General features: G+C 58.9%; 12 protein-coding genes and 1 tRNA gene. 11 read left to right on the top strand and 2 right to left on the bottom strand.

What is annotated here, in order from left to right; translation table 11 throughout:
• Positions 1–70 precede the first annotated feature (70 nt).
• The 7 genes from rseP to lpxB all read left to right on the top strand — a co-directional run bounded on the left by rseP (position 71) and on the right by lpxB (position 8,598).
• Positions 71–1,204, top strand: coding sequence for an RIP metalloprotease RseP (rseP, locus tag BVL55_RS07720; protein ID WP_075996396.1), 1,134 nt, complete (start codon positions 71–73; stop codon positions 1,202–1,204).
• Between the two features lie 485 nt (positions 1,205–1,689).
• A complete protein-coding gene (gene bamA, locus BVL55_RS07715) occupies positions 1,690–4,077 on the top strand; it encodes an outer membrane protein assembly factor BamA (protein WP_075996395.1) in 2,388 nt (795 codons plus the stop codon).
• 102 nt (positions 4,078–4,179) lie between these two features.
• Positions 4,180–5,238, top strand: a complete 1,059-nt coding sequence (gene lpxD, locus BVL55_RS07710; protein ID WP_075996394.1) for a UDP-3-O-(3-hydroxymyristoyl)glucosamine N-acyltransferase — start codon at positions 4,180–4,182, stop codon at positions 5,236–5,238.
• Positions 5,239–5,254: 16 nt separating this feature from the next.
• A complete protein-coding gene (gene fabZ / locus BVL55_RS07705; protein WP_075996393.1) occupies positions 5,255–5,725 on the top strand; it encodes a 3-hydroxyacyl-ACP dehydratase FabZ in 471 nt (156 codons plus the stop codon).
• The gene (gene lpxA, locus BVL55_RS07700; protein ID WP_075996392.1) at positions 5,722–6,528 is read left to right on the top strand and encodes an acyl-ACP--UDP-N-acetylglucosamine O-acyltransferase; all 807 of its coding nucleotides are present in this window, start codon (positions 5,722–5,724) and stop codon (positions 6,526–6,528) included. The genes fabZ and lpxA overlap by 4 nt, the downstream gene beginning before the upstream one ends.
• On the top strand, positions 6,521–7,441 hold the full coding sequence (locus BVL55_RS07695) for an LpxI family protein (RefSeq protein WP_162841468.1): 921 nt from the start codon (positions 6,521–6,523) through the stop codon (positions 7,439–7,441). The genes lpxA and BVL55_RS07695 overlap by 8 nt, the downstream gene beginning before the upstream one ends.
• Complete coding sequence (lpxB, locus tag BVL55_RS07690) at positions 7,438–8,598, top strand: lipid-A-disaccharide synthase (RefSeq protein ID WP_075996390.1); 1,161 nt, start codon at positions 7,438–7,440, stop codon at positions 8,596–8,598. Before BVL55_RS07695 ends, lpxB begins: the two co-directional genes overlap by 4 nt.
• A gap of 48 nt (positions 8,599–8,646) precedes the next feature.
• Here lpxB and gltA read toward each other — a convergent pair whose 3' ends face one another.
• Both gltA and gltX read right to left on the bottom strand, forming a co-directional pair.
• Positions 8,647–9,936, bottom strand: a complete 1,290-nt coding sequence (gene gltA, locus BVL55_RS07685; RefSeq protein ID WP_075996389.1) for a citrate synthase — start codon at positions 9,934–9,936, stop codon at positions 8,647–8,649.
• A gap of 246 nt (positions 9,937–10,182) precedes the next feature.
• Entirely contained in the window at positions 10,183–11,610 is a 1,428-nt protein-coding gene (gene gltX / locus BVL55_RS07680; RefSeq protein ID WP_075996388.1) for a glutamate--tRNA ligase, read from the bottom strand.
• Positions 11,611–11,831: 221 nt separating this feature from the next.
• On the opposite strand from gltX, the gene BVL55_RS07675 reads away from it, so the two are divergent.
• The 4 genes from BVL55_RS07675 to BVL55_RS07660 all read left to right on the top strand — a co-directional run bounded on the left by BVL55_RS07675 (position 11,832) and on the right by BVL55_RS07660 (position 16,787).
• The gene (locus BVL55_RS07675) at positions 11,832–14,279 is read left to right on the top strand and encodes a ComEC/Rec2 family competence protein (protein WP_156892469.1); all 2,448 of its coding nucleotides are present in this window, start codon (positions 11,832–11,834) and stop codon (positions 14,277–14,279) included.
• Positions 14,280–14,462: 183 nt separating this feature from the next.
• Positions 14,463–14,547: transfer RNA gene (locus tag BVL55_RS07670), tRNA-Leu, on the top strand.
• An 83-nt stretch (positions 14,548–14,630) separates the two neighbouring features.
• Complete coding sequence (gene tig / locus BVL55_RS07665) at positions 14,631–15,971, top strand: trigger factor (protein WP_075998011.1); 1,341 nt, start codon at positions 14,631–14,633, stop codon at positions 15,969–15,971.
• A 189-nt stretch (positions 15,972–16,160) separates the two neighbouring features.
• Positions 16,161–16,787 carry an ATP-dependent Clp protease proteolytic subunit gene (locus tag BVL55_RS07660; RefSeq protein ID WP_075996386.1) on the top strand — a complete coding sequence of 209 codons (627 nt, stop codon included), beginning with the start codon at positions 16,161–16,163 and terminating at the stop codon, positions 16,785–16,787.

Below are 16,787 nucleotides of genomic sequence, written 5' to 3'. Positions count from 1 at the left end.
GAAAAACAGGTGAGGACAAGCTTCAGATGCCAAAAGCCGTTCACCGGCCAACTCCGATTCGGATATCCTCATGGAAACCCTGCCTGCGCCATCGATCTCGTTTTTCGGTTATATCCTGCCCTTCCTTGCCGTGCTGACCATTGTCGTCTTTTTCCATGAACTGGGCCACTTTCTCGTGGCGCGCTGGAACAAGGTGAAGGTGGAGGCTTTTTCCGTCGGCTTCGGGCCCGAGCTCCTCGGCTATACCGACCGGCTCGGGACCCGCTGGAAACTGTCGGTGATCCCGCTTGGCGGTTACGTCAAGTTTTTTGGCGATGCGGACGCAGCTTCCAGCCCGGATTTCGAACATACCCATGCGATGAACGAGGAAGAGAGAAAATACAGCTTCCCCCACAAATCCGTGGGACAGCGGGCGGCAGTCGTTGCCGCCGGGCCGATTGCCAATTTCATCCTGGCGATCGTGATCTTTGCCATCAGCTTTACGTTTATCGGCCGGTTTGTTTCCGAACCGGTGGTTTCCGACCTCGTACCGGGCGGTGCGGCCCAGGAGGCAGGTTTCGAACGCGGCGATGTGGTGGTTTCGATCAATGGAGAAGCGATCGAATCGTTTACCGACATTCCCCGGATTGTCGCCCCCAATCCGGGACGCGAACTGACGGTGGTGGTTGACCGGGGCGGCATCGAGAAAACGCTGGTCGTCACGCCGCAGCGTGAGGAACGCACCGACCGCTTCGGCAACAAGTCGGACATCGGCATGATCGGGATCATCAATTCGCCGACCGAGGAGACATCTAAGGTCGTCTATTCAGGACCGGTCGAGGCAATCGGTCAGGCAACGTGGGAAACCTGGTTCATTGTTCGCACAACGATGGTCTATTTGAAGGATATCGTCATCGGCCATCAGTCCGCAGACCAGCTCGGCGGGCCGATCCGCATTGCCAAGGTTTCCGGCGAGGTTGCCACGGTAGGGGCAGCAGCGTTGATGAATCTCGTTGCCGTCTTGTCTGTAAGTATTGGACTTTTAAACCTTTTTCCAATTCCCATGCTGGATGGCGGGCATTTGGTTTTCTATGCCATCGAGGCGGTGAGGGGGAAACCGCTGACTGAAAAGGCACAGGAATTCGGGTTCAGGATCGGGCTTAGCCTGGTGCTGATGCTGATGGTTTTCGCCACCTGGAACGATATCAGCCGGATATTGCAGTAAAAGCGGAATGCACCGCCAGGGCAAATGGAGGGCTGCCCGCCGGTCATGCCGGTAACATTTCATTGCAGAGGCGCGACGGTGTTGACTGGCAAGCAGCGCCGAAGCCCGGCACATTGCCGCAATATGGTGCGAAACCGCACCTTGGACCGCTGGCTTCGCGGTGCGCTTTCAGCAAGGGTTAACCAAGGTTGCAAATTGCCATGGCGAATCGGCAACAGATTGACAAATTACCGAAAATCTTTGCTCTAGAGTGGTTGCGCGGGGCGCAAATCCTTGTAAAAGGTTTGTTAACTAAACCGGATTCTGTCCGGTCGCACGCGCATGCGCTTTGTGTGCAGGCAGATGCTGCTTCAACCGTTCGGCGACACTGGGGAAATTGTGCCGCTTGAAAATGTTGGAGTATCGGCAGAGCTGCCGGGCGCGGGGCAGGGACGAGTAAAAATGACTGAGAGGCTCCTGTGAGGGGATTTTCTAGGCTGTTATCCATGGTCAGAATGGCCATGCTGGCTGTGGCAATCGCGGTAAGCGGGGGCGGCATGTTTCTTGCCGGCTCGCTTGCAACCGCAAGCATCGCCGAAGCTGCGGTTGTCAGCGCGATTACCGTGCGCGGCAATACCAGAATGGATTCCGACACGGTTAAATCGTTTCTGACGATCGAACCGGGCCAGCGCTTTACCAACGCTGATATTGATGCATCGCTGAAGGCCCTGTTTGCGACCGGGCTTTTTGCCGATGTCAGTATCTATCAGTCCGGTTCGACGCTGGTTGTGGAGGTCGACGAGAACGCCACCATCAACGAGGTGTTTTTCGAAGGCAACAAGCGCCTCAAGGATGAGCCGCTGGCCGGCATGATCCAGTCCCGGGCGCGGGGAATTTTCTCACCGGACACGGTGGCTTCCGATGTTTCGATCATCGAGGAAGCCTATTCGCGGGCAGGGCGGGGCGATGCTGTCATCACCTCCGAAGTGGTGCCGCTCGCCAACAACCGCGTCAACCTCGTCTTCAAGGTCAATGAAGGCGGCAAGACGAAAATCCGCTCGGTCACCTTTGTCGGCAACAATGCATTCCGCGCCGGGCGTCTGCGCGAGGTCATGAGCACCAAGCGCACGAACCTGCTGAGCTGGCTGCGGAACGATGATATCTACGATCCCGACAAGCTTGCCGCCGACGAAGAGAAGCTGCGCCGTTTCTATTTCAACAACGGTTATGCCGACTTCCAGATTCTCTCGACGTCGGCTGTGCTGGATGAGGTGAGCAACGAATACAACATCACCATCACGGTGGATGAAGGTACCAAGTACACCTTCGACAACATCGCCATCGAATCGACCCTTGATGGTGTCGATACCGAGGCGCTTTACTCGAAGCTGAAAACCAAGCCCGGCACAACCTACAGCGCGGAAAGGGTCGAGAACTCGATTATCGCGCTGACCGAGGCGGTGGCAGCCCAGGGATATGCCTTTGTCGACGTGGCACCGCGGGGCAATCGTAATTTCAATTCCAGCACGATCGACGTTACCTACCTGATCGATCAGGGCGCACGGACCTATATCGAGCGCATCATCATCATCGGCAACGACATGACGCGGGACTATGTCATCCGCCGCGAGTTCGACATTTCCGAAGGCGATGCCTTCAATCAGGTATTCATCCAGAAGTCGAAGAAACGGCTTGAGGGACTGGGCCTGTTCGAGCGCGTCGAGATTTCGACCCGCCAGGGCTCTTCGGCCGACCGCGTGGTTGTCGTCGTAAGGGTTGCGGAAAAAGCCAGCGGAGACTTCTCCGTGGGTGGCGGCTACAGTTCTTCCAGCGGTGCGCTGGGCGAGATTGCCTTTACCGAAAAGAACTTCATGGGCCGTGGCCAGTTGTTGCGGATTTCCGCCAGCTTCGGCGAAGCGGAAGAAAACTACCGCCTGTCGTTTACCGAACCCTATTTCCTCGGTTACCGGATGTCGGCAGGGTTCGATATCGGACGGAATTCGCGTGGTGATACAGACAGCCGCCGCTACGGCTCAACCACGACCTTCGGGTCGTTGCGCCTCGGCCTCCCGCTTACCGAACATAGCGGCGTTTCGGTATTCTATACCTATAATGACAGTTCCACGGACATCGATTCCGACCTTCTCGATACTGCCGGAACACAGGGTGATGCAAAGGGTGAATTGTCGGCAGCGCTAACACCGCCGAACTCGCCGACGGACTGGACGCGCTCCGGCTTTGGTTACACCTGGACCTACAACACGCTGGATAATTCGATCACGCCGCGTGACGGCGTGCGCCTGGAATTCTCGCAGACCGCATTCGGAGCAGGGGGCGATGCCACCTATCTGACTTCCGAAGTAAAAGGGCAGGCATTCGCCACCCTGTCCGAGGATTTTGATTTCGTCGGCATGATACAGGGCCGTGCGGGTGCAAACACCGCCTTTGGCGGCAATAGCGGCTATCGCACCCTCGACAACTTCTTCCAGGGCGGGCGCGCCATCCGGGGTTTCTCAAACAACGGGTTTGGCCCGCGCGATCCGGTGACCGGCGATGCCCTGGGCGGCATGTATTACTGGAATGCCACTGCAGAGGTGAACTTCCCGGCACCCTTCCTGCCTGAAACCTACGGCATTCGCGGGGCATTCTTTGCCGACGCCGGAACGCTTTGGGGCGTCGACAGCGGCGGCAAGAAGGCAATCGCCGCAGCCCATGGCACCACATCCTCGGCACTTGGTGATGTCAATGACAATGCCATGCGGGCGTCCATTGGTGCGTCGATCATCTGGAATTCTCCCTTCGGGCCCTTGCGTTTCGACTATGCAGAGCCGATCGTCCGCGAGAAGTATGACGATCTTCGCCGCTTCAGCTTCGGGGTGAGCACGAGTTTCTAGGCAAGCGCGTGCAAGCCATTCTGCAAGGGGGCGGGCCGCGCCCCTTTGTCATTTCCGGACCGCTGTCCCATACCAACCTTCGAGCCCCGTTCGAGCCGTTCCATGTCTAGTCATTCGTTTTTTGCGATCACGCCACACGGCCTGGGGGAGCTGGCCGAAAAAATCGGCGCCGATGTTGTTTCAAATGGCGGAAAGGCGGTTGCTGCAGCAATTACGATCAACGCTGCTGCACCGCTTGAGGATGCTCTGCCGGGCGCTGTTGCCTTCATCGACAATCGAAGATATGCGCGGTTTCTGGCATCAACCCGCGCTTCGGCAGTAATTTGCGAAGAGCGCTATGTGGCTGACCTGCCTGAAGGGACGGCGGCGCTGGTCCACGAAAAGCCCTATAGCGCCTATGCCGCCGCGCTGGACCTGATTTACCCGACCGCTGCCAAACCGGAGCCGGTTACCGGCGAGAGCGGGGTTTCGCCCAAGGCCCATCTTGGCGAAGGAGCCGCGCTGGAAGATGACGTCATTGTGGAAGCGGGCGCGGTCATCGGGCGCGGAGCGGCAATCGGCAAAGGCAGCCGAATTCTCGCCAATGCCGTCATCGGTGAAAATGTACAAATCGGCCGTGGCAGCGTCGTTGGCGTTGGCGCCTCGGTGACCCACGCCTTTGTTGGCGACGGGGTCATCATTCACGCCGGGGTGCGGATCGGTCAGGACGGATTCGGCTTCGCCATGGGCCCGGAAGGCCACCGCAAGGTCGCCCAGATCGGCCGCGTGATCATTCAGGACAAGGTGGAGATCGGCGCCAATTCAACCATCGACCGCGGCTCCAACCGGGACACGGTCATTGGCGAAGGCAGCAAGATTGATAACCTGGTGCAAATCGGCCACAACGTGATGATGGGCCGTCACTGCATTGTCGTCGGGCTGGCCGGCATTGCCGGCAGTGCAACGCTTGGAGACTATGTGGTGGTTGCCGGCCAGGCCGGCATCGGCGGTCATACGACGGTGGGAGCCGGTGCGCAGGTTGGCGGTGGCGCAGGGACACATACCGACATTGCCGCCGGCGAAAAGGTGATCGGCTATCCTGCCATGCCGGTCAAGGACTGGGTGCGCCTCAACATGAGGCTCAAGGCGATGGCAACGCAGAAGACTAAAAAGCAGGACTGAACGGGAAAGCGGTATCATGGGTGAAGCAGAGGGAATCGGGCCTATCGAAATCGGCGAGCTGTTCAAGCTGCTGCCGCACCGCTATCCGTTCCTGCTGATCGACCGGATCGAAAGCATGGATGGCGACAACAGCGCCGTCGGCATCAAGAATGTCACCGTCAACGAGCCGCATTTCAATGGTCATTTTCCCGGTGAGCCGATCATGCCCGGCGTGCTGATTGTCGAGGCGATGGCACAAACTGCCGGTGCGATTACCGCAAAGATGCATTCCGGCGGAAAGCGCAAACTCGTTTATTTCATGACGATCGACGAGTGCCGGTTCCGCAAGCCCGTATTGCCCGGTGACCGGCTCGAACTGCATGTCAACAAGGTCAAGCAGCGCGGCAACATCTTCAAGTTCGACTGTCATGCGATTGTTGACGGCAACAGGGTTGCTGATGCGCGTATCGGCGCGATGATGGTCGATCCCGAAGAGGATGGTCAATGAGTTCAAACATACATGCCAGCGCCATCGTGGAAGAAGGCGCCACGCTTGGCCAGGGCGTCGAAATCGGGCCGTTCTGCCATGTTGGCCCCCGGGCCGTGCTGGGGGATGGGGTCAGGCTGCTGTCCCATGCGGTGGTGGCCGGAATTACCACCATTGGCGCACGTACGCGCATTTTTCCCTTTGCCTCCATTGGCCATGAACCCCAGGATCTGAAATTCAAGGGCGAAGAGACGACGCTGACCATCGGCACCGATTGTGTCATCCGCGAAGGCGTTACGATGAATCCCGGTACGGCTGGCGACAACAGCAGGACGACCATTGGCGATCATTGCGTGTTTCTGGCCAACTCCCATGTGGCGCATGATTGCGTGCTGGGCAGCCATATCATTTTCTCCAATGGCGTGATGGTGGCCGGGCACTGCAAAATCGATGATTACGCAATCCTCGGCGGCGGCGCTGGCGTTCACCAGTTTTGCCGCATTGGCCGCAATGCCTTTGTCGGCGGGATGGCCGGCGTGGAAAACGACATCATTCCCTTTGGCGTGGCCTTGGGTAACCGCGCCTATCTTGGCGGCCTGAACCTGGTGGGCATGAAGCGCGCCGGCATTGGCCGCAACGACATTCACGCCGCCCGGGCTGCCTACAAACACCTGTTCTCGGGAAGTCTGCCACTGGCAGAGGCAGTGGGGACGCTGCCGGAGGAACTGACCGGAAATGCCGCGGTCAAAAGCATTGTCGAATTTATCAAGGCCGGTGCAGACCGGGCGCTTTGTACGCCACGGAACCGGGACGAACTTGACTGAGGCAGACCGTATCGCGCGGCCGGACCGCAGCACGGGAAGTTTCAACCCCAATACCATGCCTGTGGCCATTGTTGCAGGCAATGGCAGCATGCCTGGCGAAATCCGGGATGCCATGATGGCCAGGGGGCTGTCTCCCGTGCTGGTCGGTGTGCGCGGCGAAGTGGATGGCGAACTGGCGGAAAACTGCGACCGCGTCCTTTCCTACGGCCAACTCGGATCTCTTTTTGATCTGCTGCAGAAACAGAATGTTCGCCACGTCATATTTGCAGGCGGCATTGTCCGGCGCCCGGATTTCAGCGCGCTGAAACCGGACCTGGTGACCCTGCGCGAACTGCCGAAACTGCTCAAGATCACCCTTGGCGGGGATGACAGCGTGCTTGGCAAGATTGCTGCATTCTTGAAGACGCGGGGCATTGAGGTGGTCGGAGTGAGGGACGTGGCGCCCGACTTGCTTGCCGGCCAGGGACTTATTGCCGGGCCGCCAATGCGCGGACGTATGCCGAAACTGCTTTCGCAAAGCCTCAATCTTGCCTGGAAGGGTGCAAGAGCCACCGGCAGCCTCGATGCCGGGCAGGGCTGTATCGTGGAGGATGGCCGTGTCATAGCGCTGGAAGGGGCCGAGGGCACCGATGCAATGATTGGCCGTCTTGGCGAATTGCGCAAGCTGAAGCGCCTGAACCCGAATCCGGACTGGAGCGTTCTGGTCAAGGTTGCAAAACCCGGCCAGGACATGCGTGCCGATCTGCCGGCTATCGGGCCTGATACGGTGCGCGCTGCCCATGCAGCAGGGCTTAATTATCTTGCCGTGGAGGCTGGCAGTTCCGTGGTGCTTCGCCGCAGCGAATTGGTGGAGATTGCCCGCCGCCTTGCCATACGGGTTGCCGGCTATAGCGATGAAAGCCTGCCGCGATGACCCAAAGACCGCTCCGCTTGTATTTTGTGGTGGGGGAAATCTCCGGCGATGCCCTGGGCGCGGACCTTGTCGAGCAGTTCAAGGCGCTTGGCACGCCGGTGGAAGCGATGGGGCTTGGCGGCCCCAAGCTGCAGGCCTGCGGCCTCAAGCCGCTGTTCGATTCCTCGGAGATTGCCGTCATGGGGCTGTCGGGCGTGGTTGCCCGCCTGCCGGCCCTGCTTGCCCGGGCCAAGCGGGTTGCCCAGGACATTCTTGAGCGGCGGCCCGATGTTCTTCTGCTGATCGATTCACCGGAGTTTTCCAAGCAGGTTGCCAAACGCGTCAAGGCGCGCCGTCCTGATCTGCCGGTGGTAAAATATGTCTGTCCGACCGTATGGTCATGGCGGCCCGGCAGGGCGAAATCCATGACCAGTTATGTGGATCACGTGCTGGCCATTTTACCGTTCGAACCGGACGTGATGGCGGAGCTGGGCGGCCCGCCCACCACCTATGTCGGCCATCCGCTATCGCGCCTTGCAGGCACAGTTGATCTGGGCACTAAACGAAAACCGGCCAACCCGCCGCAAATCCTGTTGCTGCCCGGTTCCCGCAAAAGCGAATCCAGCCGGTTGATGCCGGTGCTGCGTGAAAGCGTCGATGTGCTTCACCGCCGGGGGCTGAAAGCCAGTTATGTATTGCCTGCCGTGCCGCATCTGGAAGCTGAAATCCGCCGGCAGGTGACAGACTGGAATATCAAACCGGAAGTGGTTTGCGGCGAAGAGGCCAAGGCCGAAGCCATGCAGAGCGCTGATGCAGCGATCGCTGCTTCCGGCACGGCGCTTTTGGAACTTGCAATGTTCGGCGTTCCGTCGGTTTCAATCTACAAGCTGGACAAGGCGATCTATGCCCTGCGTTTCATGATCAAGGGCTGGACGGCAGCCTTGCCCAACCTGATCGCCGACAGCCCTGTTGTCCCCGAACGTTTCAATGAATATGCCAATCCTGAATACATTGCGCGGCTGGTCGAGCCGCTGCTGGAAGATACCCTGCCGCGGCAGGCCCAGTTGGCGGGGTTCAAACTCGTTCATGCACGCATGAAACAGGATGAGGCGCCAGGCAGAATCTGCGCCCGGATCATCGAGGGGCTGGCGCAGCCCGGCGGGAAACCTTCCAAATAAAAAAGGCGCCCCATGGCGCCTTTTCGTTTCCATGCCTTACTGCAGGGCTTATCGATCTTCTACCGCAATATAGTCGCGCTGTGTCGCGCCGGTATAAAGCTGGCGCGGACGGCCAATCTTCTGCTTGGGATCCTCGATCATTTCCTTCCACTGGGCAATCCAGCCGACCGTACGCGCAAGGGCAAACAGCACCGTGAACATGTTGGTCGGGAAACCAAGCGCCTTCAGCGTGATGCCGGAATAAAAATCGATGTTGGGATAGAGCTTTTTCTCGATGAAATACTCATCGGTCAGGGCGATTTTTTCCAGTTCCATCGCCACTTCCAGCATCGGGTCGTCCTTGATGCCGAGTTCGGACAGCACCTCATGGGTGGTCTTTTGCATGATCTTGGCGCGCGGATCGTAGTTCTTGTAGACCCGGTGGCCAAAACCCATCAGCCGGAAGGGATCATCCTTGTCCTTGGCGCGGTCGATGAATTCGGGGATGCGGTCGGCGGTTCCGATCTCCGCCAGCATGTTGAGGGCGGCCTCATTTGCGCCGCCATGGGCCGGGCCCCAAAGGCAGGCAATGCCGGCTGCGATACAGGCAAACGGATTGGCACCGGAAGAACCTGCCAGGCGAACCGTGGAGGTCGAGGCGTTCTGCTCGTGATCTGCATGCAGAATGAAAATGCGGTCCATGGCGCGGGCAAGCACCGGATTGACCTTGTATTCCTCGCACGGCACGGAAAAGCACATGTGCAGGAAGTTGGAGGCATAATCCAACTCGTTCCTGGGATACACGAAGGGCTGGCCGATATGGTATTTGTAGGCCATGGCGGCGATGGTCGGCATTTTCGCAATCATGCGCAGGGAGGCAACCATGCGCTGATGGGGATCGGAAATATCGGTGGAGTCGTGATAAAAGGCCGACAGCGCGCCAACCACGCCGCACATGATCGCCATTGGATGCGCATCGCGGCGGAAACCGGTGAAAAACCGGTTCATCTGTTCATGCACCATGGTGTGATAGGTGATGCGGCTGTGGAAGTCCTCGTTCTGCTCCTTGGTCGGCAGTTCGCCATACAGCAGCAGATAGCATGTCTCTATAAAATCGCCGTGCTCGGCAAGCTGCTCGATGGGATAGCCGCGATGCAGCAACACGCCCTTGTCGCCATCGATAAAGGTGATGTCACTTTCACACGAGGCGGTCGAGGTATAGCCGGGATCGAAGGTGAAGCGGTCGGTGTTCTTGTAAAGGGCCCCGATATCGACGACCTCGGGTCCGAGGGTTCCAGCCTTGACCGGAAAATCCCAGCTTTCGTCGCCGATGGTAAGCTTTGCTGTTTTTTCCGTCATGATCTGATCCTCTTCTCACATACCTTGATCGTCGCTTCCGGCGCTCAAGTCCTGAAACCACGCGTCTTTACTGCCACTTTGAACGTCGGGAATACACCGCTTCAAGATGGTGATGCCGCAATGCAGCATTCCGTACACGCGTGTCGTATCCCATTTCCCCGCCACACTCAAGTTATCAGAAAGTAAAAAGCGGGTGATGGCGTATAGTTGTGTACACGAGAGCCGGCAGGGCCGTATTTTCCAAGCTTAAATCACGTCCTGCAAACGGGCAATGCACTCTTCTTTTCCAAGCACGGCAAGCACGTCGAAGACGCCGGGCGATATGGTTCTGCCAGTGAGAGCCGCCCGCAAGGGCTGGGCGACTTTTCCAAGTTTCAGGTCGTTTGCCTCGGCAAAATCACGCACGGCCTGCTCGGTTGATTCGGCGCTCCATTGCTCAAGTGCGGCCAGTGCCGGTGTCAGCTTGCGCAGCACGTCGCTGCCCCCTTCATCGAGAATGCGCCGGGCTTTTTCCTCGAAGGGAAGCGGGCGTTTTATGAAAAGATAGGCCGCGCTGTCGATCAGTTCGACCAGTGTTTTGGCGCGTTCCTTGAGCCCAGGCATGGCAGCGACAAGCACATCCCGCTCGGCAGGTTCGAGGTTGTTTCCAAGCGGCGTGTCAACATCAATCTCCGGCAGAATGCGGGCGATGCTGTCGGCAAGATAGGCATCATCGGCATGACGGATATAATGGCCGTTGAGCGCTTCGAGTTTGGCAAAATCGAAACGGGCGGCAGCCTTGTTCATCCCGTCAAAACCGAACCACTCGATCATTTCTTCGGTGGAGATGATCTCGTCGTCGCCATGAGCCCAGCCAAGGCGGACCAGATAGTTGCGCAAGGCTTCCGGCAGATAGCCCAGGGCGCGATAGGCTTCCGCCCCGAGCGCACCATGGCGCTTGGAGAGTTTGGCGCCATCGGGCCCGTGAATGAGCGGAATGTGGGCCATGATCGGAACCTGCCATCCCAATGCCTGATAGATCAGGGTCTGGCGGGCAGCATTGGTCAGGTGGTCATCGCCGCGGATGATGTGGGTAGCCCCCATGTCGTGATCGTCGACAACGACCGCCAGCATATAGGTGGGAGAACCGTCCGAGCGCAGCAGCACCAGATCGTCGAGGTCCTTGTTGGGGAAGCGGACCTCTCCCTGAACCTTGTCATCGACCACGGTTTCTCCCTCGACGGGAGCTTTCAGGCGAATGACGCCCCTGGCACCGGCAGGGGCTTCGGAAGGGTCGCGGTCTCGCCAGCGGCCATCATACCGCGGAGGGCGGCCTTCCGCGCGTGCCTTTTCGCGCATTTCCGTCAGTTCTTCCGGGGTCGCAAAGCAGTAATAGGCCTTGCCGTCTGCAACCATCTTTTCGGCCACTTCACGGTGACGCGCAGCGCGTGAAAACTGGGAAACCGGTTCGCCGTCCCAGTCAAGGCCAAGCCAGGACAGCCCGTCCAGGATCGCGTCCACGGCCTCATCCGTCGAGCGCTCCCGGTCGGTATCCTCAATACGCAGCAGCATCTTGCCGTCATTGGCCCTGGCAAAGAGCCAGTTGAACAGAGCAGTGCGTGCACCGCCAATATGCAGAAAGCCGGTGGGTGAGGGCGCAAAACGGGTGATGACGGGCGGGTTGTCTGTTGGCATGCAAGATCCTGACAAAGATTGGTGGGCTGCGGCAGCGCTGGAAATCGTCCGGTGCGTGATGTAGCATAGAAGGTTCCGGTTACAAGGGCCTGTCGCTGAAAAGGCAAGGGCCCGCCGCCTGTTCCGGGCAGCGCCTTGAAAACGCTGCCATTTCCCTGAGACGGGCTAAACCCACGGCTGCCGGATGCTGGCACGTCAGCAAGTATTCCGTGGGTGCAGGCATGGCCGAACTGAAGAAAACCGATGCGGCATCACCAGTGGGAAGTGTGACTTCCTGGCTGCCGGAAGGCCTGTATCCCGATGACAGCAGGGCGATCAGGAAATCATTGCCAGTTGGCGCAATCACGTCCAGCGATGAAAATGACTCCGCCGAAACCTGGCCGAATGCACTCGGTGGTGATGTCCACAGACGTCAGGAAGCGGGCAGGGGGCGAAGGCTCTATTTCAGTCTAGAAGAAACGATGCTTTCGGCACGGGACTTCCTGGGCCGCGAACTGGCGAGGGAAATGGCCAAAGCCAGCGGGTTTAACTTTCTGCCCGTTGCCATGGCGGCCGGCATTGCGCTGTTTTACGCTGCGCCGGCCGAACCCTCGCTGTGGGCACTGATGGTGACGACAGGTGTGCTGTTAATTGTTACCGGGCTGGTGAAGTTTCGCCGTGCCGGTAAGGCCGGCCTTGCTGCTCCCCTTCTGTGGGCCTTCATTGCCGTGTCGTTCGGCATGCTCCTGGCGGCAGCAGAACTGCAACGCCGTGCCATGGCGGTTCCGCAGGCCGATGTCACAGCCCATGTGCGGGGCATTGTACTGGCAAGCGATCTTACCCGGCGCGGCGCGGCGCGATATCTGATCAAACCGCTGGCGATAGAAGGGTTCAGCCCCGCAGAACTGCCCGGCCGTATCCGGATTTCGGGTGGAAAGTCCAGTCCGGGAGATGCGACGGGAAGCGTGGTATCCGGACTTGCGCGGCTGCGCCCGCTTCCCGCCCCGCTTTATCCGGGCGGGTATGACTTTGCCTATCACGGCTGGCTCAATGGCCTGGGCATGACCGGGTTCTTCATGGGGGTGCCCATGCTTGAAACAGCTCTGCCGGCTGTGCCCGGCTGGCGGGAGCGCGCCGTAATCTTCCAGAACCGTGTGCGCGAAAAAACCGCTGCCCGTATCCGGACCGGCCTTGAAGGGCAGGCAGGTCACGTTGCCGTGGCACTGATTACAGGCGACCGCTCCGGTCTTTCCGAGCCTACCCAGGAAAGCCTGCGCCGCACCGGGCTTGCCCACATCCTTGCCATTTCCGGACTGCACATGGCGCTGGTGGCGCTAACGGTGATCTGGCTGGTGCGCCAATGCCTGCTTTTCGTGCCCGGCCTTGCCGAACGCCATGCGATCAAGAAATGGGCGATCGGCGCCGGGTTTGGCGCGGCAACGCTCTATCTTTTTCTGGCAGGCACCAGTGTTGCCACCCAGCGCGCCTGGATCATGCTTTCCGTCATGATGCTGGCGGCCATGCTCGACCGGCAGGCAATTACCATGCGCAGCGTGGCTATTGCGGCGCTCATCGTCCTGGCAATCGCGCCTTCCAGCCTGTTTCAACCGGGTTTTCAGATGAGTTTTGCTGCCGTGGCCGCGCTGGTTGCCGCCTACCGGCAATGGACCGACTGGCAAAACGCTGCTGAACGCCATCGCCAGGTGCCGGGCGCTCTTGGCAGGCTTGGCGGATACTTTGCCGGGCTGGCCACAACCAGCCTGATTGCCGGCGCAGCCACCGCCTTGTTTGCGGCATGGCATTTTCACCGCATTGCTCCCCTTGGCATGGTGGCCAATCTCCTTGCCATGCCGCTTGTATCGCTGGCGGTCATGCCGCTCTGCCTGATCGCGGTACTGTTGATGCCCTACGGATTGGAGGCGCTCGCCCTAAAACCGCTGGGCTGGGCCATTGATGGCGTGCTTGCCATTGCCGGGCAGGTTGCCGCCTATCACCCCGGTTACGAGACCGGCCTGCTGTCACCGCAATTGCCGCTTCTGGGCGCTCTTGCACTGGTGCTTTTGTGCGGTCTGCAATCGCGGCTTCGCATTGCCGCCATCGTGCCCATCGGGTGGATGGCCGCACTTGCATGGGGCGGAACAAACGCTCCGGCCGTACCGGCCCTCCTGCTGGCCCAAAACGGCCGGACAATCGCGGTCCGTCAGCCTGCAATGGAAACGGCCGCTGGAAAAGACGATGCCGGTGCGACAACGCTTTCTCTCCTTAATCCGGGGCGGGACCGCTTTGTCACCGAAATCTGGCGGCGGGCCTACCTTCCAAACGGCAGTTTCTCCGACTTTGCCGCGCTGGTGCCTTGCGGAAAGGATTTGTGCCGTTTTACCGCAGCGGGAAAGCGGGTTTCGCTCGTCTATGATCCCGATTTGCTGGCCAAAGAATGCAGCCGCGCCGATATCCTGCTGGCGCCCCGGCTTTGGTTCGTGCGGTGCAAGATGCGCCAGCCCGAATTGACCATCACCCGCGGCGATCTGGAACTTTCTGGAAGCCATGCCGTCTTTGTCGAAAGCGGCGGTATTCGCACCGTATCAAGCTGGCCCTCATCAGGCGAAGTTGATGCCGGTACCCGCCGGTTTTCATGGCAGCAGCGGTTCGATAATGTTTCGCGGCGTTTTGCCGACAGAACCGGGTCCTGAACGGCAATTGAAGCGTGCTCGGCAAGGGGCAAAAAATGCGTTAAACCCCCTTTGCCAAACCACTGGCGGATGATATAGACCGCGCCGACTGGTTTGACGGTGCTGCCTGGGCGGCGCCGGCAGATTTATTGACATCGCTGAAGCGTGCGAACAGCCGCTTTACGCCGTGAAATGCCACAATCAGCGGGTATGGTGAAATTGGTAGACACGCCAGATTTAGGTTCTGGTGCCGAAAGGCGTGGGAGTTCAAGTCTCTCTACCCGCACCAAATACAGGCGGTAAGCGGAGAAAGCCGCAATGCCGGATATCTCCGGTGCCGCGGGAATGCAACACAGGATAACGGTTGGAACCATGCAGGTTACGGAAACTATCAATAAGGGCCTTGAGCGCGAACTGAAGATCGTGGTGCCGAAGGACGACCTTGCCGGCAGGCTGGCAGAACGTCTGGAAGACATGAAAGGCAAGGTGCGGATCAACGGATTTCGCCAGGGCAAGGTTCCGCTTTCCCATATCAAGAAGCTGTACGGCAAGCAGCTGATGGCGGAGATCGTCAACGACATCGTTTCCAAGCGGTCCGGCGAAGTATTGAAGGAGCGCAATGAGAAGGCTGCCCAGCAGCCTGAAGTCTCGATGACCGAGGACGAGAAGGAAGCCGAGGAAATCCTTGCCGGCAAGCAGGATTTCGAATTCAAAATGGCCTATGAGGTCATGCCGGAAATCAACACCCCCGACCTGTCGAAGCTGAAGATTGAGCGCCCTGTCGCCGAGCCCAGCGAAAAGGAAATCGAGGAGCAGGTCGAGCAGATTGCCGAAAGCGCGCGCACCTATTCGGAAAAAAAGGGCAAGGCTGCCAATGGCGACCGGGTGGTCATGGATTATCTTGGCAAGCTGGACGGCGAACCCTTTGAGGGCGGTGCGGAAGAAGATGCCCGCCTTGTGCTGGGATCAGGCCGTTTCATTCCGGGATTTGAAGAACAGCTGGTTGGCGCCAAGGCCGGCGATGAAAAAACGCTGAAGATCAAGTTTCCCGACGACTATCAGGCCACGCAGCTTGCCGGCAAGGAAGCCGAGTTTGAGGTGAAGATCAAAGCCGTCGAGAAGCCTGAGAAGATCGAGATCAACGACGATCTGGCAAAGCAGCTTGGTGTGGAAAGCGCGGAAAAGCTGCGCGAAGCCGTCAAGGGCCAGATTGAAGCACGCAACGGCTCCTACACCCGTGCCAGGATCAAGCGCCAGGTTCTGGACCAGATGGATGAAATGACCAAGATGGAACTGCCGCAGCGCATGGTGCAGGCGGAGTTCGACAACATCTGGAACCAGATGACGACCGAAATGGAGCGTGCGGGCAAATCCTTCGAGGATGAGGATACCACCGAAGAGGAGGCGCGCGCTGAATATCAGAAACTTGCCGAGCGCCGGGTGCGCCTTGGCCTGGCACTGGCCCAGATTGGTGAAGAAGCCAAAATCGAGGTCACCGAGGAAGAGATGCAGCGCGCGATCTACGATCAGGTGCGCCAGTATCCCGGCCAGGAACAGCAGGTGTTCAACTATTTCCGCGAGAACCCTGATGCGGTGGCGGGATTGCGGGCACCGCTGTTTGAGGAAAAAGTGGTCGACCACATCCTCGCCCAGGCCGACGTCACCGACAAGGCGGTCAGCGCCGAGGAACTGATGAAGGAAGAAGAGGAATAACCTCTCTTTGTGCTTCGGCCTTTGAACGACCCGCCATTTGGCGGGTTTTTCTTTTATAAAGCGGCAAAGCAGCCGTCTGAGGTCACCGATTTATAAGCCAGCCGGCCTCTTTAACGCTTCGTTTGCTTATCCTATGTCTAGTGGCGAAGAATCGCCGCCAGCCAGAGAATCAATACAAGGAATATTTTGATGAAAGACCCGGTAGATCTCGCCATGAATCTTGTGCCCATGGTGGTGGAACAGTCGAACCGCGGCGAGCGTGCCTACGACATCTTTTCCAGGCTGCTGAAGGAACGCGTGATTTTCATTACCGGCCCGATCGAGGACGGGATGGCGACACTGGTCTGCGCCCAGCTTCTGTATCTGGAAGCCGACAATCCGAAAAAGGAAATCAACCTCTACATCAATTCGCCGGGCGGCGTGGTTACCTCGGGCATGGCGATCTACGACACGATGCAGTTCATTCGCCCTGCCATTTCAACGCTTTGCATCGGACAGGCCGCATCGATGGGCTCGCTGCTTCTGGCAGGCGGCGAAAAGGACATGCGGTTTGCCCTGCCCAATGCCCGCGTCATGGTGCATCAGCCCTCCGGCGGGTTTCAGGGCCAGGCCTCCGATATCGAACGCCATGCCCAGGACATCATCAAGATGAAGCGGCGGCTGAATGAAGTCTATGTCCAGCATACCGGCCAGGACTACGAGACCGTTGAGCAGACCCTTGACCGTGACCACTTCATGACCTCGGAAGAGGCAAAGGAATGGGGCCTGATCGATCAGGTGATCGACAAGCGGGTAGTTGAAGAAGGGGACAGTTAA

This window comes from Salaquimonas pukyongi (assembly GCF_001953055.1).
Lineage (GTDB): Bacteria > Pseudomonadota > Alphaproteobacteria > Rhizobiales > Rhizobiaceae > Salaquimonas > Salaquimonas pukyongi.
Note: the sequence above shows the minus strand (reverse complement) of the source record. Positions and strands in the feature narration are given on the sequence as shown.